This is a genomic window from Pseudomonas stagnisoli, assembly GCF_048595745.1.
Classification (GTDB): Bacteria; Pseudomonadota; Gammaproteobacteria; order Pseudomonadales; family Pseudomonadaceae; genus Aquipseudomonas; species Aquipseudomonas alcaligenes_A.
This window is the reverse complement of sequence record NZ_CP184361.1, coordinates 1,170,669-1,193,936: the sequence shown is the minus strand read 5'-3', so window position 1 is coordinate 1,193,936 and position 23,268 is coordinate 1,170,669. Positions and strand designations below refer to the sequence as shown.

22 protein-coding genes and 1 pseudogene are annotated in these 23,268 nt (G+C 65.2%); 7 read left to right on the top strand and 16 right to left on the bottom strand.

Translation table 11 applies throughout. The features are described from left to right. Positions 1-90 precede the first annotated feature (90 nt). The 4 genes from ACOAPY_RS05680 to rhlB all read left to right on the top strand — a co-directional run bounded on the left by ACOAPY_RS05680 (position 91) and on the right by rhlB (position 4,697). Positions 91-750, top strand: coding sequence for an alpha/beta hydrolase (locus ACOAPY_RS05680; RefSeq protein ID WP_465155515.1), 660 nt, complete (start codon positions 91-93; stop codon positions 748-750). Positions 751-995: 245 nt separating this feature from the next. After that, entirely contained in the window at positions 996-1,934 is a 939-nt protein-coding gene (locus tag ACOAPY_RS05675; protein ID WP_465155513.1) for a GGDEF domain-containing protein, read from the top strand. A gap of 102 nt (positions 1,935-2,036) precedes the next feature. Continuing rightward, positions 2,037-3,197 (top strand): dipeptidase, encoded by a 1,161-nt coding sequence (locus ACOAPY_RS05670; protein WP_465155511.1) that lies wholly within the window; start codon positions 2,037-2,039, stop codon positions 3,195-3,197. Positions 3,198-3,284: 87 nt separating this feature from the next. Next, positions 3,285-4,697: an ATP-dependent RNA helicase RhlB gene (rhlB, locus tag ACOAPY_RS05665; RefSeq protein WP_465155510.1), complete on the top strand. Its 1,413-nt coding sequence runs from the start codon at positions 3,285-3,287 to the stop codon at positions 4,695-4,697. A 50-nt stretch (positions 4,698-4,747) separates the two neighbouring features. Here rhlB and ACOAPY_RS05660 read toward each other — a convergent pair whose 3' ends face one another. The 8 genes from ACOAPY_RS05660 to xerD form a co-directional block, all read right to left on the bottom strand. Continuing rightward, positions 4,748-6,358: a sensor histidine kinase gene (locus ACOAPY_RS05660; RefSeq protein ID WP_465155508.1), complete on the bottom strand. Its 1,611-nt coding sequence runs from the start codon at positions 6,356-6,358 to the stop codon at positions 4,748-4,750. A gap of 3 nt (positions 6,359-6,361) precedes the next feature. After that, complete coding sequence (locus ACOAPY_RS05655) at positions 6,362-7,912, bottom strand: DUF3369 domain-containing protein (protein ID WP_465155506.1); 1,551 nt, start codon at positions 7,910-7,912, stop codon at positions 6,362-6,364. Between the two features lie 70 nt (positions 7,913-7,982). Next, positions 7,983-8,291, bottom strand: coding sequence for a ribbon-helix-helix domain-containing protein (locus tag ACOAPY_RS05650; RefSeq protein WP_465155505.1), 309 nt, complete (start codon positions 8,289-8,291; stop codon positions 7,983-7,985). A gap of 17 nt (positions 8,292-8,308) precedes the next feature. Then, entirely contained in the window at positions 8,309-8,875 is a 567-nt protein-coding gene (locus tag ACOAPY_RS05645; protein WP_465155503.1) for a DJ-1/PfpI family protein, read from the bottom strand. Positions 8,876-9,015: 140 nt separating this feature from the next. Continuing rightward, entirely contained in the window at positions 9,016-10,425 is a 1,410-nt protein-coding gene (gene thrC, locus ACOAPY_RS05640) for a threonine synthase (protein WP_465155502.1), read from the bottom strand. 12 nt (positions 10,426-10,437) lie between these two features. Then, positions 10,438-11,742, bottom strand: a complete 1,305-nt coding sequence (locus ACOAPY_RS05635; protein ID WP_061905194.1) for a homoserine dehydrogenase — start codon at positions 11,740-11,742, stop codon at positions 10,438-10,440. A 110-nt stretch (positions 11,743-11,852) separates the two neighbouring features. Next, complete coding sequence (locus tag ACOAPY_RS05630; RefSeq protein WP_465155500.1) at positions 11,853-12,581, bottom strand: disulfide isomerase DsbC N-terminal domain-containing protein; 729 nt, start codon at positions 12,579-12,581, stop codon at positions 11,853-11,855. Between the two features lie 165 nt (positions 12,582-12,746). Next, positions 12,747-13,643: a site-specific tyrosine recombinase XerD gene (gene xerD, locus ACOAPY_RS05625; RefSeq protein WP_377739463.1), complete on the bottom strand. Its 897-nt coding sequence runs from the start codon at positions 13,641-13,643 to the stop codon at positions 12,747-12,749. Positions 13,644-13,721: 78 nt separating this feature from the next. Here xerD and ACOAPY_RS05620 point away from each other — a divergent pair, with 78 nt between their 5' ends. Next, the gene (locus tag ACOAPY_RS05620; RefSeq protein WP_465155499.1) at positions 13,722-15,512 is read left to right on the top strand and encodes a cation:proton antiporter; all 1,791 of its coding nucleotides are present in this window, start codon (positions 13,722-13,724) and stop codon (positions 15,510-15,512) included. 26 nt (positions 15,513-15,538) lie between these two features. Here the strand turns inward: ACOAPY_RS05620 and ACOAPY_RS05615 are convergent, their stop codons facing one another. From ACOAPY_RS05615 to ffh, 6 genes are all read right to left on the bottom strand, one after another. Then, the gene (locus ACOAPY_RS05615; RefSeq protein WP_465155497.1) at positions 15,539-15,949 is read right to left on the bottom strand and encodes an acyl-CoA thioesterase; all 411 of its coding nucleotides are present in this window, start codon (positions 15,947-15,949) and stop codon (positions 15,539-15,541) included. Between the two features lie 117 nt (positions 15,950-16,066). Further along, the gene (gene rplS, locus ACOAPY_RS05610; RefSeq protein WP_021700303.1) at positions 16,067-16,417 is read right to left on the bottom strand and encodes a 50S ribosomal protein L19; all 351 of its coding nucleotides are present in this window, start codon (positions 16,415-16,417) and stop codon (positions 16,067-16,069) included. 39 nt (positions 16,418-16,456) lie between these two features. Beyond that, positions 16,457-17,200, bottom strand: coding sequence for a tRNA (guanosine(37)-N1)-methyltransferase TrmD (gene trmD, locus ACOAPY_RS05605; protein ID WP_021700304.1), 744 nt, complete (start codon positions 17,198-17,200; stop codon positions 16,457-16,459). A gap of 10 nt (positions 17,201-17,210) precedes the next feature. Beyond that, complete coding sequence (gene rimM / locus ACOAPY_RS05600; protein ID WP_021700305.1) at positions 17,211-17,744, bottom strand: ribosome maturation factor RimM; 534 nt, start codon at positions 17,742-17,744, stop codon at positions 17,211-17,213. A 5-nt stretch (positions 17,745-17,749) separates the two neighbouring features. Next, on the bottom strand, positions 17,750-18,001 hold the full coding sequence (gene rpsP, locus ACOAPY_RS05595; RefSeq protein ID WP_021700306.1) for a 30S ribosomal protein S16: 252 nt from the start codon (positions 17,999-18,001) through the stop codon (positions 17,750-17,752). A gap of 136 nt (positions 18,002-18,137) precedes the next feature. After that, the gene (gene ffh / locus ACOAPY_RS05590; RefSeq protein WP_021700307.1) at positions 18,138-19,511 is read right to left on the bottom strand and encodes a signal recognition particle protein; all 1,374 of its coding nucleotides are present in this window, start codon (positions 19,509-19,511) and stop codon (positions 18,138-18,140) included. Positions 19,512-19,653: 142 nt separating this feature from the next. Here ffh and ACOAPY_RS05585 point away from each other — a divergent pair, with 142 nt between their 5' ends. After that, on the top strand, positions 19,654-20,454 hold the full coding sequence (locus ACOAPY_RS05585) for a cytochrome C assembly family protein (RefSeq protein WP_465155495.1): 801 nt from the start codon (positions 19,654-19,656) through the stop codon (positions 20,452-20,454). A 201-nt stretch (positions 20,455-20,655) separates the two neighbouring features. Further along, positions 20,656-21,366, top strand: a pseudogene (locus ACOAPY_RS05580) (transporter associated domain-containing protein); the annotation flags it as partial. Here ACOAPY_RS05580 and ACOAPY_RS05575 read toward each other — a convergent pair. Next, positions 21,347-22,078, bottom strand: a complete 732-nt coding sequence (locus ACOAPY_RS05575; RefSeq protein ID WP_465155494.1) for an SGNH/GDSL hydrolase family protein — start codon at positions 22,076-22,078, stop codon at positions 21,347-21,349. The pseudogene ACOAPY_RS05580 and the gene ACOAPY_RS05575 overlap by 20 nt on opposite strands. Continuing rightward, positions 22,075-23,256 carry a formate-dependent phosphoribosylglycinamide formyltransferase gene (purT, locus tag ACOAPY_RS05570; protein WP_465155492.1) on the bottom strand — a complete coding sequence of 394 codons (1,182 nt, stop codon included), beginning with the start codon at positions 23,254-23,256 and terminating at the stop codon, positions 22,075-22,077. The genes ACOAPY_RS05575 and purT overlap by 4 nt, the downstream gene beginning before the upstream one ends. Between the last annotated feature and the right edge of the window lie 12 nt (positions 23,257-23,268).

Genomic DNA, 23,268 nt, shown 5'->3' with positions numbered 1-23,268 from the left:
TAGCGGTGCGACATCTTCTTAACGAAATCGACAACGCGCTGCGCACGCCCCCGTACCAAAACCAATCATGCGCACCAAAGTGGAGCAAACATGCAAGAAGCCCTGATACTGGAGCCCTCCCACGAGGCTGATTCCTGCGTCATCTGGTTACACGGCCTGGGCGCCGACCGTTACGACTTCGAGCCGGTGGCCAAGATGCTGCAGCAGCAACTGCCGAACACGCGCTTCGTGTTGCCCCAGGCACCCACGCGGCCGGTGACCATCAATGGTGGCTGGTCCATGCCCAGCTGGTACGACATCCTGGCCATGAGCCCGGCACGGGCCATCGACAAGGAACAGATGGAAGCCTCGACCCAGACAGTGATCGGCCTGATCGAAGGACAGCGCGACGGCGGCATCGATCCGGCACGCATCATCCTCGCCGGCTTCTCCCAGGGCGGTGCAGTTGTCTATCACAGCGCCTTCCTGCGCTGGCAGGGGCCGCTGGGCGGACTGCTGGCGCTGTCCACCTATGCCCCGACCTTCAGCGAAGACCTGCAACTGGATGCGCCGCGGCGCAACCTGCCGGTGCTCTGCCTGCACGGCAGCCAGGACGAAGTGGTACCGCCCTTCATGGGCCGCGCCGCCTACGACGCACTCATCGCTCAGGGCATCGCGGCGCAATGGCGTGAGTACCCAATGGGCCACGAGGTGGTGCTGGAGGAGATCCAGGACATCGCCGCCTGGCTGCAGCAACGCCTGTCACGCTAAGCACGTCAAGCTTACGTCGATACCCCGCCAGGGCTCGCTAACTGAACGAAATCCAGTCAAGTGAATGTCACCTTCCAGGCCCCCGTCCAGCCCGCTCGACCGCTGGTCGGGCGGCTCTAGCGCGGGGATTGCCTAGGTAATATTGCAGGGAATAAGGTCCGGGGTAGTCAGGTTTTCGCCCTAAACAGGGAGTGTTTCGCGATGCCCGCCGCTCTATGCAGCCAGACAGGTTATTCATTCTTGCGATGAAAAATGCCCACTGGCAGGAGGATCTCCAGCAGATCCGCCAACTGCGACTATTCCAGAATGTCACGGCCAACAGCCTGCAACAGCTACTGCGCGAGTTCCGTGCCTGCGAGCTGGAGGCCAGCGAGATTCTGCTCTCGCCCTTCAACCGCAACCAGCATCTGTACCTCCTGCTGGAGGGCGAGCTGAAGGTCTACCTCGGCTCGCTCGACAATCAGCCGGTCAGCACCCTGCGCCCGGGCGACTGCGCCGGGGAAATCAGCTTCATCGACAATGACCGCCCCTCTGCCTATGTCGTGGCCACGCAGCCCTCGCTGGTGCTGCGCCTGCACCGCGAATCGCTGGTCAAGCTGTTCAACCAGTCGCCGGAGCTGATGCAGAACCTGCTGGAGTTGCTGTGCGAGCGCGTTCGCCAGGGCAACCGGATCATCCTCGACAGCGAACAGAACGCCAATGTCGACATCCTCACCGGTTGCTTCAACCGGCGCTGGCTGGAGCACGTCTACGAGCGCGAGAGCACCCGCTGCGCCTTCAATGGCCAGCCGCTGAGCATGCTGATGCTCGATGTCGACCACTTCAAGGCCTACAACGACCAGCACGGCCACCTGGCCGGTGACTATGCCCTGTGCCTGGTGGCGCACACCCTGCGCAACCAGCTGCGGCCCAAGGACAGCATGGTGCGCTATGGCGGCGAGGAGTTCGTCATCCTCCTTCCGGAGCTGGACGCGGCGGAAGCCCGCACCATCGGCGAGCGCCTGCGCCAGAGCCTGGCGCAGATCGAATCGTTCTATTCGCCGGTGGGCATACTGCCGGGCGTCACCGTGTCCATCGGTATGGCGCAGCTGCAGGACAAGGACGGCCTGGAAAGCCTGATCGCACGTGCCGACTGCGCCCTTTACAAGGCCAAGCAACAGGGCCGTAACTGCCTGTACGGCTGAGGCCGCCTCGCCAAACTCCCCGGCGAATCCGCCACATCATCGCCAGCCGCTGACGCGCCTTGCTAGAGTCCGGCGCACAACAACAATGATCGGACATGCACCATGCCCAAGCTGCTGCTCGCCCTGCTGATCCTCGTGCCCGTGGGCGCGGGCACCTTCTTCACTCTGCCCAACCTGCTCGACCGTCAGATGAACAGCGTGGCGGCTCCGCCGCCCTACCCGGCCAGCGACCAGGCCAAGCAGCTGCACCAGCGCCTGTTCGTCGCCGACCTGCACGACGATGCTCTGCTCTGGCAGCGCGACCTGCTCGAGCGCCACGACTACGGTCACTCCGATCTGCCGCGCCTGCTCGAGGGCCGTGTCGGCCTGCAGGTATTTTCCACCGTCACCAAGACCCCGCGCGGCATCAACTACGAGAGCAACGGCGCCGACAGCGACAACATCACCCTGCTGGCCATGGCCCAGCGCTGGCCGCGGGAAACCTGGAGCAGCCTGCTGGCCCGCGCCCTGTACCAGGCCGACAAGCTGAAGCAGGCCGCAGCCGCCAGCGACGGCAAACTGGTGCTGATCCACAACCGTGCCGAGCTGGCCCGCTACCTGGAAGACTGGCAGCGCGACCCGCAGCGCCTGGCCACCGTGCTGGCCACCGAAGGGCTGCAGCCCATCGAGGGTAAGCTGGAGAACCTCGACCGCCTGTATGACGCCGGTTTTCGCATCGCCGGCCTGACCCATTTCTTCGATAACGAGGTCGGTGGCTCGGCCCATGGCCTGGTCAAGGGCGGGCTGACACCACTGGGCCGCCAGGTAATCGCCCGTTTGGAAGAGAAGCGCATGCTGGTCGACCTGGCCCATGCCTCCAAGCCGCTGATCGATGACGTGCTGGCCATCGCCAAACGCCCCGTCCTGGTCTCTCACACCGGCGTCGCCGGCACCTGCCCGGGACCGCGCAACCTCACCGACGATCACCTGAAGCGCATCGCCGCCACCGGCGGAGTGATCGGCATCGGCTACTGGGACGCGGCCGTCTGCGAAACCTCGGTCGGCGCCATCGTCCGCGCCATCCGCTATGCCGCGGACAAGGTCGGAGTGCCGCACGTAGCCCTGGGCTCGGACTTCAACGGCACCGTGCAGACGCCCTTCGATACCACCGGCCTGGCGCAGATCACCGAAGGCCTGCAGGGCGCCGGCTTCAGTGACGCCGACATCGCCGCGATCATGGGCGGCAACGTGCGCGACCTGCTCCTCGCCAGCCTCCCCGACTGAGCGGGTGCAACCCGCGCGGCACTTCGCCGCGCGGGCATCTTGCTTTACACTGGCCTCCGTTCATTCCTTGACCAATACGAGACGGCCGTGCTCAAAGCACTCAAGAAAATTTTCAGCAAGGGCGAAGCCGAACAGCCCGCCAGCATCACTCCCGCCAGCACCTCCAGCGCTCCCAGCCAGTCGAGCGCCCCGCGTCAGTCGCAGCCGCAGGCGGAAACGCCGCGCGAAACCAAGAAACCGCGCACCGACAAGCCGCGCCGCGAACGCCCGGCCAAGCCGGTGGATACCTGGAAGCTGGAAGACTTCGTGGTCGAACCGCAGGAAGGCAAGACCCGCTTCCATGACTTCCGACTGGCCCCGGAACTGATGCACGCCATTCATGACCTCGGCTTCCCCTATTGCACGCCGATTCAGGCCCAGGTTCTCGGCCACACCCTCAAGGGCAAGGACGCCATCGGCCGCGCCCAGACCGGTACCGGCAAGACTGCCGCCTTCCTGATCTCGACCATCACCCAACTGCTGCAGACCCAGCCGCCGAAAGAGCGCTACATGGGGGAACCGCGCGCCCTGATCATCGCCCCGACCCGCGAGCTGGTGGTACAGATCGCCAAGGATGCCGAGGCCCTGACCAAGTACACCGGCCTGAATGTCATGCAGTTCGTCGGCGGCATGGACTTCGACAAGCAGCTCAAGCAGCTGGAATCGCGCTACTGCGACATCCTGGTGGCCACGCCCGGTCGCCTGCTGGACTTCAACCAGCGCGGCGAAGTGCACCTGGACATGGTCGAGGTGATGGTGCTGGACGAAGCCGACCGCATGCTCGACATGGGCTTTATCCCGCAGGTCCGCCAGATCATCCGCCAGACGCCGATGAAGGGCGACCGCCAGACCCTGCTGTTCTCCGCCACCTTCACCGAGGACGTGATGCACCTGGCACGGCAGTGGACGGTCAACCCGGCCATCGTCGAGATCGAGCCGGAGAACGTCGCCAGCGACACCGTCGAGCAGCACGTCTATGCCGTGTCCAGCCAGGACAAGTACAAGCTGCTGTACAACCTGGTGACGCAGAACGACTGGCAGCGGGTCATGGTATTCGCCAACCGCCGCGACGAGGTTCGCCGCATCGAGGAGAAGCTGGTGCGTGACGGCGTCAGCGCCGCGCAGATGTCTGGTGACGTGCCGCAGCACAAGCGGATCAAGACCCTGGAAGGCTTCCGCGAAGGCAAGATCCGCGTCCTGGTTGCCACCGACGTCGCCGGCCGCGGCATCCACGTCGACGGCATCAGCCACGTGATCAACTTCACCCTGCCGGAAGTGCCGGACGACTACGTCCACCGCATCGGCCGTACCGGCCGTGCCGGCAGCAGCGGCACCTCAATCAGCTTCGCCGGCGAAGATGACGCCTTCGCCCTGCCGCCGATCGAAGCGCTGCTCGGGCGCAAGATCAACTGCGAAATGCCGCCGGAAGAGCTGCTCAGGCCAGTGCCGCGCAAGCACTGAGCATCTGACACAAAACGAGGCAGGCCCGCAGGCTTGCCTTGCCGCCCCTCTCAGTCCTTGCGCTCCGCCAGCACGGGCAGGTCTCGCGGCAGGTACAACACGAAGTGCACCCCCTCGCCCGGCGCGGACCTGAATTCCAGACGCCCGCCGAGTTTGCGCGTGACCAGGTTGTAGACGATGTTGAGCCCCAGCCCCGAGCCACCGCTGCCGCGCTTGGTGGTGAAGAACGGCTCGAAAATCCGCTCCTGCAGATTGGCGGGCACCCCGACACCATTGTCGCGGTACTCGAGTACCACCTGATCAGCCTGCTCGCGCACCTCGATCCGGATTTGCGCGGAAATCTCCGGGCTGAACGCATGACGCACACTGTTGATGATCAGGTTGGCAACGACCTGCGTCAGGACGCCCGGCAGGCTATTCATCTGCAGATCGGGCGGGCACGCGAGCAGAGGTTCGACGGGAACCCTGCGGGTCTCCGGATGGAGGCTGGCGATCAGCGCGGCAAGGACCTGCTGAACCAGGAAGTCGCTGCGCGCCTCGGAGACCTGATCCACCGCAGTCTGCTTGAAATCACTGATCAGCTTGGCGGCGCGCTTGATGTTGTTGAACAGCATGACATTGCCATCGACGGCCTGCCCCAGCAGCTGCTGAAAGCTTTCGCTGGAGAGCGTTTGCTCGGCAAACTGACGCCCCAGCTCATCCAGCGCCTCGCTCAGTACCGAGGAAGCGGTAACGGCGATCCCCAAGGGCGTATTGACCTCATGCGCCACGCCGGCCACCAACCCGCCCAGAGCAGCCAGCTTCTCCGACTCGATCAGTTGGCTCTGCGCCGCCTGCAACTGGGCAACACTCTCGGACAACTCGCGAGTGCGCTCGGCGACGCGCGACTCCAGCTCATCCGAATAGCGCTTCAGGCCGACCTCCGCCAAACGCAGCTGTTCTAGCGTATTACCAATGGTCTGCAGGTGTTCGTTGGTCAGTCTCACCAGCAGGCCGATCTCACTGTCGGCATGACCACGAGGCTCGTGCAGGCGGGCCTTCTCCGCCTGCTCGACATCAACCCCGGCGATGGAGCGAATCACACTGATCAGTGGACGACTGACCTGCAGGTGGAACACCGCCAGCAGACAGGCCGATAGCAGCAGGGCGTAAAGCAGCGTCAGCAGCAGGGTAATCAGGGCGCGCTCAAGGAAGACTCGCCCGTAGTAGTAGGTGTCCACGTCCACTTCCAGAGTTCCCAGCGCCTCGACTCCGGTTGCCGTCTCCGAGCGCAGCGGCCAGCTGTAGTGACGTACCGCACCGAACAACCAGTCGCTGAAGCCACGCAGCGCGCCCGTGCTCAGCGCGCGCTCACGCACGGCCAGCGGTTCACTGTCACTGATCATCAGACGACTGCGACTGATGGCGGGCTGTTTAAGGGTTCCGCTGAGCAGTTCGGCGGCCAGATCGCGGTCGAGGGAAAAAAGGATGGCCGTGGCGGGCTCGCGCGTCAGACCGATCAGGGCCTCCATATCTTCGTCAGGCAATTTGGCGGTGCGCCGCAAGTCGAAGCCGATCTGCAGCGCACTCAGCAACAGCCCCAGGATGCCAACCAGCAACAGGGTGCTGCGAATCAATCTGCCGGACAGGCTGCGCAACGCCTGAGGCGAGTGCACGGACACCCCTCAGTGCTCCATCGGCAGATCCGGCAGACGCCTTCGGATGCTACTGAACTCCTCGTAGTGATCCATCAGCAGGTCCACCAGGCTCGGGTCGAAATGCTTGCCACGCTCGCGCAACAGCGTTTCGCGGATGGCCTCGTCATCCCAGGGCTCCTTGTAGCTGCGCTTCGAGCCGAGCGCATCGAACACATCCGCCAGCGCAACGATGCGCCCGGCCAACGGAATGGCCTCACCCGCCAGTTTCTGCGGGTACCCGGTACCGTCCCAACGTTCATGGTGATGGCCCGCAATCAGCGCGCCCATACGCATGAGGTCACGGCGTGAGCGTTGCAGGATGCTGACGCCGTAGTCGACATGCTTCTGCATGATCGCCCACTCCTGAGCATCGAGCTTGCCCGGCTTGTGCAGGATGGCGTCGGGAATAGCCACCTTGCCGATGTCGTGCAGGGGCGAAGCGTGCTTGATCATCAGGACCTCGCGTTCCTCAAGCTCCATGAGCTGCGCCAGGCGCTCGCAGATCAGCGCTACCCGCTGCACATGGGCCCCCGTCTCCTTGCTGCGCGCCTCCACTGCGTCAGCCAGGATGCACACCAACTCCTTCGAGGTTTCCTGCAGGTCCTCCATCAGGTTGATGTTCTCGAAGGTCAGTGCCACGTTGTGGATATAGATTTCCAGCAGCTGGCGATCCAGATCACTGAGTGGCTCGACATGGGTCACGTAAAGCAGGTTGGCACCACCGCGCTCGCCGGGCATGTACATCACGTAGGCGTCGTCGAAGTGAAGGGACTCCTGCTGCGTGAGCGCCTGACGAAAGCGCTGCGCCACCTCATCCGGCAGCTCCTCGAAAGAACCACCCGGCTGATAGCGGACGAACTCGCCAGTGGCCGCCAGAGTCCGGGTCTCGCGCTCGCCGTTGCCGGCGCCAGGCAGCACCATGCAATACAGCGCCGAGCGGTTCAGGTGCAACAAGGACGTCAGCTGCTCCAGCACCGTGGAGGAAAACAGCTTGAGCGTGGCGGCGTTCTGCACCTTGGCCGAGGCATCCAGCACTTTGCTCAGGCCACGGCGCTGTTCTTCTATGACGCACAGGTCGCGATAGGAGCGCAGCATGGAATACAGCAGGGTGCGCAGTTTCTGGGTCGTGAGTTCGGTTTTCTCCTTGTAGTCGTCTATGTCGTACTCACGGATCACCCGGTCCTCGGGTGCCTGGCCAGCCTGACCGGTACGCAGCACCAGGCGGGTAAGACGATTACCGCACTCCTCACGCAGGTAGCGAACCAGGTCCAGGCCGGCGTGTTCGGTCTCCATCACCACATCGACCAGCGCCAGGGCGATGTCATCGCGCTGGGCGAACAGTTCGCGTGCTTCGGCGGCGGAATGCGCCGAGAGCAACTCCAGGCTGCGCCCGTGGAACTCGAAGCCACGCAGGGCCAAGCGGGTGATGCCGTGAATCTCGACATCATCGTCGACCAGCAGTACGCACCAGCGAGGTTTGCTATCGGATGTCAGGGAAGACTGCGGTACAGCACTACTGCGGTCCGAAAAGAAGTTCATGGTTGCTCTGGCCCCTCTGGATAAGAGGAGTATAGACAGGCTCCGAGTAGTCAACCGACGCCTTGAATCGTCAGCCTCCGCGCGCGCCACGCATCAGGCTCAGGCTGGCGGGCCTGGTCGCTCGCTGACTGAGATAACGGGTACAGCTGACACGCAGGAAGGAGGCGAAATTGACCACTTCGCCACGGTAATCCATGACTTCCTCATACAGCTTGGTGATCAGCTGATTGGTGGTCATGCCGTCGACCTCGGCGATCTCGCGCAGGATGTCCCAGAACTGGTTCTCCAGGCGCAGGGTGGTAACCACCCCGCGGATGCGCAGGGAGCGCGAGCGTGACTCGTAGAGGATTGGATCAGCCTTTACATACAGCTCGCACATGTCCCTGCTCTCCTCTCTCAGCCCAGCACTTTCAGGAACGCCGCCAGCCAGGCCGGATGCGCCGGCCAGGCCGGGGCAGTGACCAGGTTGCCGTCGACATGCACGCCATCCATCGGTACTTCCACGTACTCGCCACCGGCCAGGCGCACTTCCGGCGCGCAGGCCGGGTAGGCGCTGCAGCCACGGCCCTTGAGCACGTCGGCGGCAGCCAGCAGCTGGGCACCGTGGCACACCGCAGCGATCGGCTTGGCGGCCTTGGCGAAGGCTTGCACCAGGGCAATCACCTCGGCGTTCAGACGCAGGTACTCGGGCGCGCGGCCGCCGGGGATCAGCAGGCCATCGTAGGCCTCGGCGCGTACCTTGGCGAAGTCGAAGTTCAGCGCGAAGTTGTGCCCCGGCTTCTCGCTGTAGGTCTGGTCACCCTCGAAATCGTGGATCGCGGTGCGCACGGTCTGCCCGGCGCTCTTGCCGGGGCACACCGCATGCACGCTGTGGCCGACCATCTGCAGGGCCTGGAACGGCACCATGGTCTCGTAGTCTTCGGCGTAGTCGCCGACCAGCATCAGGATCTTCTTCGCCGTCATGGCGGTGGCCTCCTCGGAGTGAATGTGGGACCAGTCTGCTCCACTGCACCTGCTTCAGGGTAACAGCTGGCTACTACAGGGCCAGGCACCGCCCATAAAAAAGCCCCGCAGCGGGCGGGGCTTTTCGTCGCAGGGCCGCTTTACAGCGGCTTGCCGCGATTGCCGTGGGCGGCGACGAACTGCTGCACGGTCTGCAGGTCGTTGGCCAGCACGGTGCAGCGCTCGTCGCGCTGGAACAGGTCGGCCAGGTGTGGCGGCAGCGCCGGCACCGCGTCGATACCGGCCTTCTCCACCGCTTCCGGGAACTTGACCGGATGCGCCGTGCCCAGGGTGACCATGGGGATGGCCAGGCTGCGGCGGCATTCGCGCGCGGCGCGCACGCCGATGGCGGTGTGCGGGTCGAGCAGCTCGCCGCACTCGGCATACACCTCGGCGATGGTCTCGCAGGTCTGCTCGTCATTGACGGCCAGCGAGTCGAACAGCTTGCGCGCCTCGGTCCAGCGGTCTTCCTCGACGCTGAAGCCGCCGCCCTGCTTGAAGGTATCCATCAGGCTGGCGATGGCAGCGCCATTGCGGCCGTGCAGGTCGAACAGCAGACGCTCGAAGTTCGAGGACACCATGATGTCCATGGACGGCGACAGGGTGGGATGCAGGGTTTCCTTGACGTACTGATTGCCGCTCATGAAGCGGTGCAGGATATCGTTACGGTTGGTGGCGACGATCAGCTGACTGATCGGCAGGCCCATGTTGCGCGCCAGGTAACCGGCGAAGATGTCGCCGAAGTTGCCGGTCGGTACCGAGAACGCCACCGAGCGCGCCGGGCCGCCGAGCTGCAGGGCCGCGTGGAAGTAGTAGACGATCTGGGCCATGATCCGCGCCCAGTTGATCGAGTTGACCGCCACCAGACGGGTGCCCTTGAGGAAGCCCTGGTCGGCGAAGCTGGCCTTGACCATCTCCTGGCAGTCGTCGAAGTTGCCTTCGATGGCGATGTTGTGGATGTTGTCGCCGAGGATGGTGGTCATCTGCCGGCGCTGCACCTCGGACACGCGGTTGTGCGGGTGCATGATGAAGATGTCGACGTTGTCGCAGGCCTTGCAGCCTTCGATGGCGGCCGAGCCGGTGTCGCCACTGGTGGCGCCCATGATCACCACGCGCTCGTTGCGCTTGGCCAGCACGTGGTCGAGCAGGCGACCGAGCAGCTGCAGGGCGAAGTCCTTGAAAGCCAGGGTCGGGCCGTGGAACAGTTCCAGCACCCACTCGTTGCCGTTCAGCTGGCGCAGCGGCGCCACGGCGTTGTGGGCGAACACGCCGTAGGTTTCCTCAAGGATCTTCTTGAAGTCGGCGTCGGCGATGCTGCCGGCGACGAATGGGCGCATCACGCGGAAAGCCAGCTCGTGGTAAGGCAGGCCGGCCCAGGAGGCGATCTCCTCCTGGGTGAAGCGCGGCAGGTTTTCCGGCACGTAGAGGCCGCCGTCGCTGGCCAGGCCGGCGAGCAGGACGTCTTCGAAGTTGAGGGCCGGGGCCTGGCCGCGGGTACTGATATAACGCATGACTCTTCTACCTCAGACCAATTGCTCGACGCGGATGCGCACCACTTTGCCGACCACATCGGCCAGCCCTTCGAGGGCAGCGATGGCGTCGTCGATGCGGGCTTCGACGACCCGGTGGGTGACCAGGATCATCGGCACCAGGCCGTCGTGTTCTTCGGCCTCTTTCTGCATGATCGATTCGATGTTGATGCCGCGCTCGGACAGGATGCTCGCCACCTGGGCCAGCACGCCCGGGTGATCCTTGGCCTGGATGCGCAGGTAATAGGCGCTCTCGCACTCGCCGATCGGCAGGATCGGGTGGTCGGACAGCGAATCCGGCTGGAAGGCCAGGTGCGGTACGCGGTTGGTCGGGTCGGCAGTCATGGCGCGGACCACGTCGACCAGGTCGGCCACCACGGAGGAAGCGGTCGGCTCCATGCCGGCGCCAGCGCCGTAGAACAGGGTGCTGCCGGCAGCGTCGCCATTGACCATCACCGCGTTCATCACGCCGTTGACGTTGGCGATCAGGCGGTCGGCCGGGATCAGCGTCGGGTGCACGCGCAGCTCGATGCCGGCCTCGGTGCGGCGGGCCACGCCGAGGTGCTTGATGCGGTAGCCCAGGGCCTCGGCGTAGTTGACGTCGGCGCTGGTCAGCTGGCTGATGCCCTCGGTGTAAGCCTTGTCGAACTGCAGCGGGATGCCGAAGGCGATGGAGGCGAGGATGGTCAGCTTGTGCGCGGCGTCGATGCCCTCGACGTCGAAGGTCGGGTCGGCCTCGGCATAGCCCAGGGCCTGGGCTTCCTTGAGTACGTCGGCAAAGGCACGGCCTTTCTCGCGCATCTCGGTGAGGATGAAGTTGCCGGTGCCGTTGATGATACCGGCCAGCCAGTTGATGCGGTTACCGGCCAGGCCCTCGCGGATCGCCTTGATCACCGGGATGCCGCCGGCCACGGCGGCTTCGAAGGCGACGATGACGCCCTTTTCGCGCGCCTTGGCGAAGATCTCGTTGCCATGCACGGCGATCAGCGCCTTGTTGGCGGTGACCACATGCTTGCCGTTCTCGATGGCCTTGAGCACCAGCTCGTGAGCCAGGGTGTAGCCGCCGATCAGCTCGATGACCACGTCGATTTCCGGGTTGTTCGCCACGTCGAAGATATCGGCGGTGATGGGGGTAGCGCCGGTTTCACACTTCGGGTTGGGGCGACGGGCGGCAATCTGCGCGACTTCGATTCCACGCCCGGCACGGCGGGCAATCTCCTCGGCGTTGCGTTTGAGTACGTTGAAGGTACCGCCACCGACGGTGCCCAGCCCACAGATGCCCACTTTCACCGGTTTCACGTTGTTTTCCCCATCTGCTACACGAAACGGCCGGGGCGAACCCCGGCCGCACAAAAGAGCCGCACTTTACGAAGCGCCAGCCCCCCAGGTCAATCGGCGCGACGGCCGGATCACTTGGCCTGCAGGGCAATCTCGGCCAGCTGCGGCGCCGGCTGGTAGCCCGGAATCAGCTCGCCGTTGCCGAGCACGATGGCCGGAGTGCCATTGACGCCGATCATCTGACCCAGCTCGTACTGCTTGGTCACCGGGTTGTCGCAGGTGGCTGCCGGCACGTCATCGCGGGCTTTGGCCTTGTTCATCGCGGCCTGACGATCTTTGGCGCACCAGACGCTGACCAGGGTGTTGTAGCCGTGGCTGCCGACACCCTGGCGCGGGAAGGCGACATAGCGCACCTCGATACCACGGCGGTTGAGCTCCGGCACCTCGCTGTGCAGCTTCTGGCAGTAGCCGCAGTCGGTATCGGTGAACACGGTGATATGCGCCTTGGCCGGTTCCTTGGGCGAGAACACCACCATCTCATTCAACGGAATGGCGTTGATTTCCTTGGCCACGCCCTTGCTCTCGGCCTGGCGGGTCAGATTGACCGCGTCATTGCCCTTCATCTGGTACAGGTTGCCCTGCATCAGGAACTGGCCGTCGGCACTGGCGTAGAGCAGGCGACCACCCTTCAGGTGCACCTGGTACAGGCCGGTCATCGGGCTCTCGGCGATGGCCTCGATGGGCATGTCGGGTTGCAGCTTGGTCAGCGTGGCACGAATGGCCTGGTCGGGATCAGCGGCCAGGGCAACGGAAGCGGCGAGGCCGAGAACGACGCCACCGAGAACGCGAATTACGGGCATGGAAGACTCCTGTGACAGTGGCGCCAGACTACCACAGCCAGGCTGCAGCGCCGACCGCAGACGCCAGGCGGGCGCGTCGGGCGGATGAATTGCGATGTGCTGCGGCGTGGGTGATGAGATGGATCGGTCGCTCGCCCTTTGCAACGCAATGGGTCGCCAGCGGGCTCACCCCCGGGGATGGTGCTGGGCGTGCAGCTCCTGCAGCCGCGCGCGGGCGATATGGGTATAGATCTGCGTGGTCGACAGATCGCTGTGGCCCAGCAGCATCTGCACCACGCGCAGGTCGGCGCCATGATTGAGCAGGTGGGTGGCGAAGGCGTGGCGCAGGGTGTGCGGCGACAGCGGCTTGAGAATGCCCGCCACCTTCGCCTGGTGCTTGATCCGGTGCCAGAACGTCTGCCGGGTCATCTGCTCGCCGCGCAGGCTGGGAAACAGCACGTCGCTGGGCTTGCCGTCGAGCAGAAAAGGCCGCGCCTCGCGGGTATAGCGCTCGACCCAGGCGATGGCCTCCTCACCCAGCGGCACCAGGCGCTCCTTGCTGCCCTTGCCGAACACCCGCAGCACGCCCTGGCGCAGGTTGACCTGCTCCAGGGTCAGCGACACCAGTTCGGTGACGCGCAGGCCGCAGGCATACAGCACTTCGAGCATGGCACGGTCGCGCAGGCCGATCGGATCGTCCAGCTCCGGCGCCGCCAGCAGTGCCTCGACATCCGCCTCGGACAGCGACTTGGGCAGCGGCCGGCCAAGCTGCGGCAGCTCGACCTGCAGGGTCGGGTCCTCACTGATCAGGCCGTCGCGCAGCAGGTAGCGGTAGAAGCCGCGCAACCCGGAGAGCAGGCGCGCCGTCGAGCGGGCCTTGTAGCCCTGCTCCAGGCGCCAGCCGAGGTGATCGAGAATGCTGTCGCGTCCAGCCTGCTCCAGGGCGACGCCGCGCGCCTGCAACCAGGCATGGAAATGCCCGAGATCGCTGCGATAGGCCGCCCGCGTGTGCGGCGAGAGACCTTTTTCCAGCCACAGGGCATCGAGAAAGCGGTCGATTAGGGGATGGTCGAGAACGGGCATCGTGCGGCTGTTTTTCCTGGGCTCAGGCGCGTTAGTCTTCCACAGCCCCTCCCGCCCCACCAGCGACAAGGAGTCCTGATGAGCGAGTCGCATATCCTGCTCAGCCTCGGTGGCATCGGCGCCGCCGCACTGGCCAGCCAATGGCTGGCCTGGCGCCTGCGCCTGCCGGCGATTCTCCTCCTGCTGCTCTGCGGCATTCTGGCCGGGCCCCTGCTCGGCTGGCTGCACCCCGACGCGCTGTTCGGCCCCTTGCTGTTCCCGCTGGTGTCACTGGCCGTCGCCCTGATCCTGTTCGAGGGCAGCCTGACCCTGCATCTCTCGGAATGGCGCGAGATCGGCCAGGTGGTGCGGCGCATGGTGACCATCGGCGCACTGGCGACCTGGGCGGTGATCACAGTGGCCACCCACTACCTGCTGGATTTCCCCTGGGACCTGGCACTGCTTTTCGGCACCCTGACCCTGGTCACCGGCCCCACGGTGATAGCGCCCATGCTGCGGGTGATGCGGCCACGCGCCTCGGTAGGCAACATCCTGCGCTGGGAGGGCATCGTCATCGACCCCATCGGTGCCCTGCTCGCCGTGGTGGTGTTCAGCTTCATCGTCAGCCGCAGCGGCAGTGCGCCACTGGGCACCTTCGCCGCCGTCATCGCTTGCGGCGCCTCGTTCGGCGCCGCAGGCGGCTTCCTCTTCGGCCTGGCACTGCGCCGCCACTGGCTGCCGGAATACCTGCACAACCTCGGCGCCCTGGCCTGCGTGCTGGGGATCTTCATCGGCAGCAACCAGCTGGTACACGAATCCGGCCTGCTGGCGGTCACCGTGATGGGCATGTGGCTGGCAAACATGCGCGGGGTGGAGGTGAAGCACATCCTGCACTTCAAGGAGAACCTCAGCGTATTGCTGATCTCAGGCCTGTTCATCCTGCTCGCTGCGCGCCTGGATCTGCAGGCGCTGCTGGCCCTGGGACCGGCCACCCTGGTGCTGCTGGCGGTGATCCAGTTGGTGGCACGTCCGCTCAACGTCGCGCTCAGCACCTTCGGCTCCAGCCTGAACTGGCGCGAGCGCGGCCTGCTGGCCTGGATCGCCCCGCGTGGCATCGTCGCTGCCGCCGTCTCGGCGATCTTCGCGGAGCGCCTGCAGCAACAGGGCTATGCCCAGGCCCAGCTCCTGGTGCCACTGACCTTCCTGGTAATTATCGGCACCGTGGTGCTGCAAAGCGCTACCGCCAGGCCGCTGGCACGCCTGCTCGGTATCGCCGAGCCCGCCGCACGCGGTTTCCTGATCATCGGTGCCAACCCGGTCGCCCGCGCTATCGGCAAGGCGCTGCACCTCCAGGGCAGCCGCGTGCTGCTGACCGACTCCCACTGGGACAACATTGCCGCTGCACGCATGGACGGCCTGCCCACCTACTTCGGCAATCCCGCCTCGCAGCACGCCGATGCCCATCTGGACCTGACCGGCATCGGCCAGTTGCTGGCCCTGTCACCCTCTGGCGAGCAGAACAGCCTGGCCTGCGCCCGCTTCCGACCGGATTTCGGCAAGGCCAACCTGTACAGCCTGGCCAACGCCCGCGAGCTGCGCCTGAGCGAAAAGCACCGCGGCAGCGCAGAGCACCGCGGCCGCAGCCTCGGCCTGCCGGCGCAGAGCTATGGGCAACTGGCGGGGATGCTTGCCCGTGGCGCCGAGGTACGCAGCACCACCCTGACGGAGGCCTTTGGCTGGGCGGACTACCAGGCCCTGCACGGCGAGCGCGCGGTGCTGCTGCTGGCAATCGAGCCACGCGGCTGGGTGCACGTGGCCAGTGAACCGCTGTCGTTCAGCCCGGCTGCCGGCTGGACGCTGCTGGCCCTGATCGAACCGGCAGCCCAATGAACAAGGCGCCCGCGGGCGCCTTGAATTCAGGTCAGATCCGGCAGCACCGGCACCGGTTTCTGGTCCTCGCCGATGGCGACGAAGCTGAACACCCCGGTGATGGCCTTCTCGCGACCACCGCAGTACATGCCCTCGACATACACCTCCACCTCGACCTTGAGGCTGGTGTTGCCGACCTTGATCACCCGGCCGATCAGCTCGACCAGCGAGCCGGCGGGAATCGCGTGTTTGAAGTCGATACGGTCGCTGGACACCGTCACCAGCGGCAGGCGGCAGAAGCGCGTGGCGGCGATGAACGACACCTCGTCCATCCAGGCCAGCGCAGTGCCGCCGAACAGGGTGTTGTGGTGATTGGTGGTGGGCGGGAACACCGCCTTGACGACGCGGGTCTCCGACAACTCGATACGCCGCTGGATCTCTTGCTCTCTGGGAGTCATGCCACTACTGCTCTCGATGGAAAATGGCCTGTTCGCCTGCGGCCCGACGGCCAGCAGGCCCCATAAACGAAAAAAGCAGCCCGAGGGCTGCTTCTTTCAGGTCGGAAGACCGTCCGATCAGGACAGTTTTTCCTTGATGCGAGCTGCCTTGCCGGACAGGTCGCGGAGGTAGTACAGCTTGGCCTTGCGCACGTCGCCGCGACGCTTCAGGGTGACGCTGTCGATCAGCGGGGAGTAGGTCTGGAAGGTACGCTCCACGCCCACGCCGTTGGAGATCTTGCGCACGGTGAAGGCGCTGTTCAGGCCGCGGTTACGCTTGCCGATCACCACGCCTTCGAAGGCCTGCAGACGGGAACGGTCGCCTTCCTTCACCTTCACCTGAACGATGATGGTGTCGCCCGGGGCGAAAGCCGGGATTTCTTTGTTCATCTGCTCGGCTTCGAGCATCTGGATAATCTTGTTGGTCATGCTGTGCTCCTAAGACAGACGCGGTCTGCCATCGATACCTTAACTATCGTCCCGCTGGCGGATGTATTCCTCCAGCAGCTTCTTCTCTTCTCCAGAAAGCGAGCGGCTATCCAGAAGATCGGCACGACGTTCCCAGGTTCGCCCAAGGGCTTGCTGGAGGCGCCAACGCCGGATGTGTTCGTGGTTGCCACTGAGCAACACATCAGGAACACGTTTGCCTTCGTACACCTCAGGACGGGTGTAGTGCGGGCAATCGAGGAGGCCATCGCTGAACGAGTCCTCCTCGGCGGAATCTGCATGCCCAAGCGCACCCGGGAGCAGCCGCGTAACAGCATCGATCAGCACCATCGCCGGAAGCTCACCGCCGGAGAGGACGTAATCGCCAATCGACCATTCCTCATCGACATGCGCCTCGATGAAGCGCTCGTCGATGCCTTCGTAGCGGCCGGCGATAAGAATCAGCGCCTGCTCGCTAGCCAGTTCACGAACCCCCTGCTGAGTCAGCTGGCGGCCCTGCGGCGACAGGTAAATGACCTTCGCCGCGCCCCCGACATCCGCCTTGGCCGCAGCCAGAGCATCTTCCAGGGGTTGAATCTTCATCACCATGCCGGGTCCGCCGCCGAAGGGGCGATCGTCCACCGTCTGGTGACGGTCGTGGGTGTAATCACGCAGCTGCCGGCAGTTCAACTGCAGCAAGCCCTGCTTCACCGCACGACTGGTAATGCCGTACTGACTGATGGCGGCGAACATCTCCGGAAAGATGCTGATGACTTCGACACGCATGGGGCGGGCTTCAGAAGTCCGCGTCCCAGTCCACCCGCATCTCGCCGGCGGCCAGGTCAACCTGTTGCACGCACTGCTCGGTGTAGGGCAGCAGGCGCTCACGGTCATCCAGGCTGCCCGGACAGGGCTTGACCACCATCACATCGTTGGAGCCGGTTTCCAGCAGGTGGTCGATGCGCCCGAGCAACTGCCCTTGCAGGTCGATCACCTTCAGTCCTTCCAGCTGATGCCAGTAGTACTCGCCGTCATCCAGATCAGGTAGCAGCGCACGGGGCACACAAATGTCGAAACCCGCGAAAGTGCGTGCCACTTCGCGGTCATCGAGCCCCTTGAGCTTGGCCACCAGGACTTTGCCCTGGAGGCGGCCACTGACCAGCTCCACCTGCTTGACCTCGCCGTCACGCTTGAGCGTCCAGGCGGTGTAGTCGAGCAGGTTGTCAATCGGGTCGGTGAAGGAATAGATCTTCACTTCCCCACGCACGCCGTGCACCGAAGTGATCTTGCCGAGGACGATCAGGTCCTCGACGGACGGCGTCGCGCTCATAGTGCTTAGGCTGCAGCCTTGGCCGCTTCCTTCAGCAGCTGAGCAACGCGCTCAGACGGCTGGGCGCCCTGGCTCAGCCAGTAGGTAGCGCGCTCTTGATTCACGGACAGCTTCACTTCGGCACCAGTGGCGACCGGGTTGAAGAAACCGATGCGCTCAACGAAGCGACCATCGCGCGCATTGCGGCTGTTGGTCACGGTCAGGTGGTAGAAGGGGCGCTTCTTGGAGCCGCCACGAGCAAGACGGATGGTTACCATTGAACTTCGTTCCTGTAATCGGTGCTAACTTAAAGGCACACACTTTTAATGGGCCTAGGCCCGAAAGGCCGCATATTCTAAGGATTATCCGGCCGTTTGCAAATCTCTTTTTCCGCCACCCATCGGCAGCGCCGGATCACAGCTTCGGCAGGCCACCCGGCATCATGCCGCCCAGGCCGCGCATCATCTTCATCATGCCGCCCTTGCTGGTGAACTTCTTCATCATCTTCTGCATCTGCTTGTGCTGCTTGATCAGCCGACCGACGTCCTGCACCTGGGTGCCGGAACCCAGCGCAATACGGCGCTTGCGCGAGCCGCTAATCAGTTCCGGATCGCGACGTTCGGCCGGTGTCATGGAGTTGATGATCGCCTCCATCTGCTTGAACTGCTTCTCCGCCGTGCTCTGCGCACCCGCCACCTGGGACAGGTTGACGCCACCGATGGACGGCAGCTTGTCCATCAGGCCGCCGAGGCCGCCCATGTTCTTCATCTGCTGCAGCTGGTCACGGAAGTCTTCGAGGTCGAAGCCCTTGCCCTTCTTCAGCTTCTTGGTGAGCTTCTCGGCCTTCTCGCGGTCGAGGGTCTGCTCGGCCTGCTCGATCAGGCTGAGCACGTCGCCCATGCCGAGGATGCGCGAGGCGATGCGGTCCGGGTGGAAAGGCTCCAGCGCCTCGCTCTTCTCGCCCATACCGATGAACTTGATCGGCTTGCCGGTGATCTGACGCACCGACAGCGCGGCACCACCACGGGCGTCACCGTCGACCTTGGTCAGCACCACGCCGGTCAACGGCAGCGCCTCGCCGAAGGCCTTGGCGGTGTTGGCAGCATCCTGACCGGTCATGGCATCGACCACGAACAGGGTCTCGGCCGGCTTGATCGCCGCGTGCACGGCCTGGATCTCGGCCATCATCTCTTCGTCGATGGCCAGGCGACCGGCGGTGTCGACGATTACCACGTCGATGAACTTCAGCTTGGCTTCGGCGATCGCCGCCTGGGCGATGGCCACCGGCTTCTGGCTGATGTCGGAAGGGAAGAAAGTCACGCCGATGTCGCTGGCCAGGGTCTCCAGCTGCTTGATCGCCGCCGGGCGGTAGACGTCGGCGGACACCACCATCACCGACTTCTTCTTGCGCTCCTTGAGGAAGCGCGCCAGCTTGCCAGCAGTGGTGGTCTTACCGGCACCCTGCAGGCCGGCCATCAGCACCACGGCAGGCGGCGCGACGTTCAGGGCGAGGTCTTCATTGGCCGCGCCCATCAGTTCTTCCAGCTCGGCGCGGACGATCTTCACGAAAGCCTGACCCGGCGTCAGGCTCTTCGACACCTCGGTGCCGACCGCCCGCTCCTTGACCTTGCCCACGAAGTCCTTGACCACCGGCAGGGCGACGTCGGCCTCGAGCAGGGCCATGCGCACCTCGCGCAGGGTGTCCTTGATATTGTCCTCGGTCAGCTTGGCCTTGCCGGTGACATGGCGCAGCGTCTGTGACAGGCGGTCGGTTAGGTTCTCGAACATGCGCGATCCTTTGAGCGGGTGCTTGCAGCAGGCCGCGGAGTATATCGAACTGGCCGGGCTGCCGACACCGCCGATGGTCTTTCGTGAAATGCGCCTTGTATGCCACACTCACGGCCTTTCGGGCCTAGCCATACACGGATTTATGCACCCTCTGCTGCCCAGTCTCGCCGCCGCCGGCCTGTATGCCGGCGCCACCCTCTACCAGGGATCGCGTTTCGCCCGCCGCCAGGCGTCGGACAAGCGCCTGCTCGGCCTGCTCGGCGCGCTCGCCCTGCTCGCCCATGCACTCAGCCTGAGCCTGCAGCTGCTGCCGGGCAGCGGCCTCAATCTGGATTTCTTCAACGCCTCCAGCCTGATCGCCTGCGCCGTCATCGCCCTGATCCTGATCGGCACGACCCGCATCCCGGTGGAGAACCTGCTGCTGCCGCTGTTCCCGCTCGGTGCGCTGACCGTGCTGCTGGCCCAGTTTGCCCCGGCCGGCACCAGCCAGCCGATCAACGAAGCGCCGGGCATCCTCGCGCACATCCTGCTGTCGATCCTGGCCTACGGCCTGCTGACCATAGCCATGTTCCAGGCCCTGCTGCTGTCGCTGCAGGATCACCAGCTCAAGCACAAGCACCCATCCGGGCTGATCCGCAACTTCCCGCCACTGCAGACCATGGAGAGCCTGCTGTTCGGCTTCCTCTGGGCCGGCTGGGTGGCACTGTCGCTGTCGCTGCTGTCCGGCTGGCTGTTCTTCGAGGACCTGTTCGCCCAGCACCTGGTGCACAAGACCGTACTGTCGTGCATCGCCTGGGTCGTGTTCGCCGTGCTGCTGTGGGGCCGCCACCAGCTGGGCTGGCGTGGGCACAAGGCGATTCGCTGGACCCTGGCCGGCTTCTGCCTGCTGATGCTGGCCTACTTCGGCAGCAAGCTGGTCCGCGAATTCATCCTGCATATCTGACGCGCCATGAACCTCGCCCCCTATGAGTGGTGGCTCGGCGCGGCAATCCTGCTGTTCGGCGGACTGCTCCTACTGCGCGAGCGCAACCTGCTGCCCTTCTCCCTGCGCCGCCCCAGCCGCCAGGACCGCACCCATGGCGCGCCGCGCCATGAACGGCGCCGCACTCCACGCAGCGGCACGCTGCAGGAGGAACGCCAGCAGCGCCAGCACGCCCTGCTGCAACTGCTGCAGCTGGAGAAGGTCACGGTCGACGACATCATGATCCCGCGCAGCGAGATCGTCGGCATCGACCTGAACGACGAGCTGCCGCAACTGGTCGAGCAACTGCGTAGCGTCGGCCATACCCGCCTGCCGGTATATCGCGGCGATATCAACCAGATCGAGGGCATCGTGCACATGCGCCGCCTGGCGGCCCTGCTGACGCAGAACCGCCTGAGCCATGCAACCCTGCTGGAAAGCTGCGTGCCCGCCTACTTCGTGCCCGAGGGCACACCACTGGCGACGCAACTGGTGAACTTTCAGGCCGAGAAGCGCCGCCTGGGGCTGGTGGTTGACGAGTATGGCGACGTACAGGGCATCGTCACCCTGGAAGACCTGCTGGACGAGATCATCGGTGACTTCAGCCACGCCGAAGGCGAGGAAAACCCGGACATCCACCCCCAGGCCGACGGCACACGGATCATCGATGGCTCGGCCAGCATCCGCGAGATCAACAAGACCCTCGGCTGGCACCTGCCCAGCGAAGGCCCGAAGACGCTAAACGGCCTGGTCACCGAAGCCCTGGAGACCATTCCGGACAGCCCGGTGTGCCTGAAGATCGGCCCCTACCGCCTGGAAATCCTCGACTCCGGCGACAACCGGGTAAAGAGCGTGCGCATCAGGCAGGGCCGGGTCAATCGCTCAGCGGAATAAGCTGCTCGGCCAGCCCCTCACCCCATACCCGGTAACCCAGCGCCGACGGGTGATAGCCATCGCGCGCCAGATACTCCTCGGCGAACTCCAGCTCTAGCCGCGCATACTGCGCGCACTCCTGCGCACTGAGGCGACGCAACTCGGCATCCAGCAGGGCCGCACGCAGCCCCAGCAGACGCCGCAGCAGCCAGGGTAAGGCGCTGAAGTGCTGGATCGGCGGCACGCCGGTGAACACAACCCGCTCCCCCCGTGCGCTCAACGCCCGACTGAGCGCACGCAGCGAGTCCTCCCAGCGCGCCAGCGAACTCAGGTGCGTGGTGTCATTGACGCCGAACACCAGCAGCACCAGGTCCGCCGGCTCGCTGAGCGCCAGGGGCAGCAGGCGCTCGCAGGCCTCGCCCGCCGTGATGCCGTTCTCGCCGCAGGCGCGCCAGGCCACCGGGCGCTGCAGGCGCGCCGCCAGAGCCTGGGCCAGCTGGCCGGCCAGCGCCGCTTCCTGAGCCTCGACGCCGACGCCGGCGACCGTGGACTCGCCGATCAGCACCAGGCGCAGCGGCGCGCCGCCCAGCCCCGCGCCCGCCAGGCCGCTTTGCGCCCCGGCGGCGGGTGGCAGGCGCAGCGCGGTGCGGCGGGTATGCAGCGCCAGCGGCAAGGCCAGCGGCAATGCGGCGAGTGCCAGGCCCCACCACAGCCCGGCGCGCAGGCGACTCACAGCTCGACCTTGACCGCCTCGGACGCCCGTACGGCCTTGGCCCGTGCCGCCTCGATGCTTTCGTCGCGAGCCAGGGCCACGCCCATGCGCCGCTGGCCGTCCACCTCCGGCTTGCCGAACAGGCGCAGCGCGGTATCCGCCTCGGCCAGGGCGGCGCCGAGGTTGGCGAAGGCCACCTGCTGCGAGGAGCCTTCGACCAGGATCACCGAGGAAGCCGAGGGACCGAATTGGCGGATGGCCGGAATCGGCAGACCGAGAATGGCCCGCGCGTGCAGGGCGAACTCGGACAGATCCTGGGAAATCAGCGTCACCAGCCCGGTGTCGTGCGGGCGCGGCGAGACTTCGCTGAACCATACCTGGTCGCCCTTGATGAACAGCTCCACGCCGAACAGGCCACGGCCACCGAGCGCCTCGGTGACGGCCAAGGCCACCCGCTCGGATTCGGCCAGAGCCTTGGCGCTCATCGCCTGCGGCTGCCAGGACTCGTGGTAGTCGCCCTTGACCTGGCGATGGCCGACCGGCGCGCAGAACGAGGTACCGCCAACGTGACGCACGGTGAGCAGGGTGATCTCGTAGTCGAAGTCGATAAAGCCTTCCACTATCACTCTACCCTTGCCGGCGCGGCCACCCTCCTGGGCGTAATCCCAGGAAGCCTGCAGGTCGGCGTCGCTCTTCAGTACGCTCTGGCCCTTGCCGGAGGAGCTCATGATCGGCTTGACCACGCAAGGGTAGCCGACCGCTTTCACCGCCTCGGCATAGGCCTCGAAGGTGTCGGCGAAGTGATAGGGCGAAGTCGGCAGGCCCAGCTCCTCGGCGGCCAGGCGGCGGATGCCCTCGCGGTTCATGGTCAGCTTGGCGGCGCGGGCGGTGGGCACCACGGTGAAGCCCTCGGCCTCCAGCTCGACCAGGGTATCGGTGGCAATCGCCTCGATTTCCGGGACGATGTAGTGCGGCTGCTCCATCTCGATCACCGCGCGCAGGGCCGCACCGTCGAGCATGCTGAGCACATGGCTGCGGTGCGCCACCTGCATGGCCGGAGCATTGGCGTAGCGGTCGACGGCGATCACTTCGCAGCCCAGGCGCTGCAGCTCGATCACCACTTCCTTGCCCAGCTCGCCGGAGCCACAGAGCAGGACGCGGGTCGCGGTGGGCGACAAGGGGGTGCCGATACGGGGCATGCGGATGTCCTC

Excerpts from the sequence above, each read along its gene's own strand:
- ACOAPY_RS05615 (WP_465155497.1), bottom strand. The coding sequence starts at position 15,949 with ATGACTCCCAGAGAGCAAGAGATCCAGCGGCGTATCGAGTTGTCGGAG.
- ACOAPY_RS05655 (WP_465155506.1), bottom strand. The coding sequence starts at position 7,912 with ATGAACTTCTTTTCGGACCGCAGTAGTGCTGTACCGCAGTCTTCCCTG.
- ACOAPY_RS05620 (WP_465155499.1), top strand. The coding sequence starts at position 13,722 with ATGAGCGAGTCGCATATCCTGCTCAGCCTCGGTGGCATCGGCGCCGCC.
- rplS (WP_021700303.1), bottom strand. The coding sequence starts at position 16,417 with ATGACCAACAAGATTATCCAGATGCTCGAAGCCGAGCAGATGAACAAA.
- ACOAPY_RS05630 (WP_465155500.1), bottom strand. The coding sequence starts at position 12,581 with ATGCCCGTAATTCGCGTTCTCGGTGGCGTCGTTCTCGGCCTCGCCGCT.
- rimM (WP_021700305.1), bottom strand. The coding sequence starts at position 17,744 with ATGAGCGCGACGCCGTCCGTCGAGGACCTGATCGTCCTCGGCAAGATC.
- ACOAPY_RS05675 (WP_465155513.1), top strand. The coding sequence starts at position 996 with ATGAAAAATGCCCACTGGCAGGAGGATCTCCAGCAGATCCGCCAACTG.
- thrC (WP_465155502.1), bottom strand. The coding sequence starts at position 10,425 with ATGCGTTATATCAGTACCCGCGGCCAGGCCCCGGCCCTCAACTTCGAA.
- purT (WP_465155492.1), bottom strand. The coding sequence starts at position 23,256 with ATGCCCCGTATCGGCACCCCCTTGTCGCCCACCGCGACCCGCGTCCTG.
- ACOAPY_RS05670 (WP_465155511.1), top strand. The coding sequence starts at position 2,037 with ATGCCCAAGCTGCTGCTCGCCCTGCTGATCCTCGTGCCCGTGGGCGCG.
- trmD (WP_021700304.1), bottom strand. The coding sequence starts at position 17,200 with ATGCGTGTCGAAGTCATCAGCATCTTTCCGGAGATGTTCGCCGCCATC.
- ACOAPY_RS05645 (WP_465155503.1), bottom strand. The coding sequence starts at position 8,875 with ATGACGGCGAAGAAGATCCTGATGCTGGTCGGCGACTACGCCGAAGAC.
- rpsP (WP_021700306.1), bottom strand. The coding sequence starts at position 18,001 with ATGGTAACCATCCGTCTTGCTCGTGGCGGCTCCAAGAAGCGCCCCTTC.
- ffh (WP_021700307.1), bottom strand. The coding sequence starts at position 19,511 with ATGTTCGAGAACCTAACCGACCGCCTGTCACAGACGCTGCGCCATGTC.
- xerD (WP_377739463.1), bottom strand. The coding sequence starts at position 13,643 with ATGCCCGTTCTCGACCATCCCCTAATCGACCGCTTTCTCGATGCCCTG.
- ACOAPY_RS05680 (WP_465155515.1), top strand. The coding sequence starts at position 91 with ATGCAAGAAGCCCTGATACTGGAGCCCTCCCACGAGGCTGATTCCTGC.
- ACOAPY_RS05585 (WP_465155495.1), top strand. The coding sequence starts at position 19,654 with ATGCACCCTCTGCTGCCCAGTCTCGCCGCCGCCGGCCTGTATGCCGGC.
- ACOAPY_RS05650 (WP_465155505.1), bottom strand. The coding sequence starts at position 8,291 with ATGTGCGAGCTGTATGTAAAGGCTGATCCAATCCTCTACGAGTCACGC.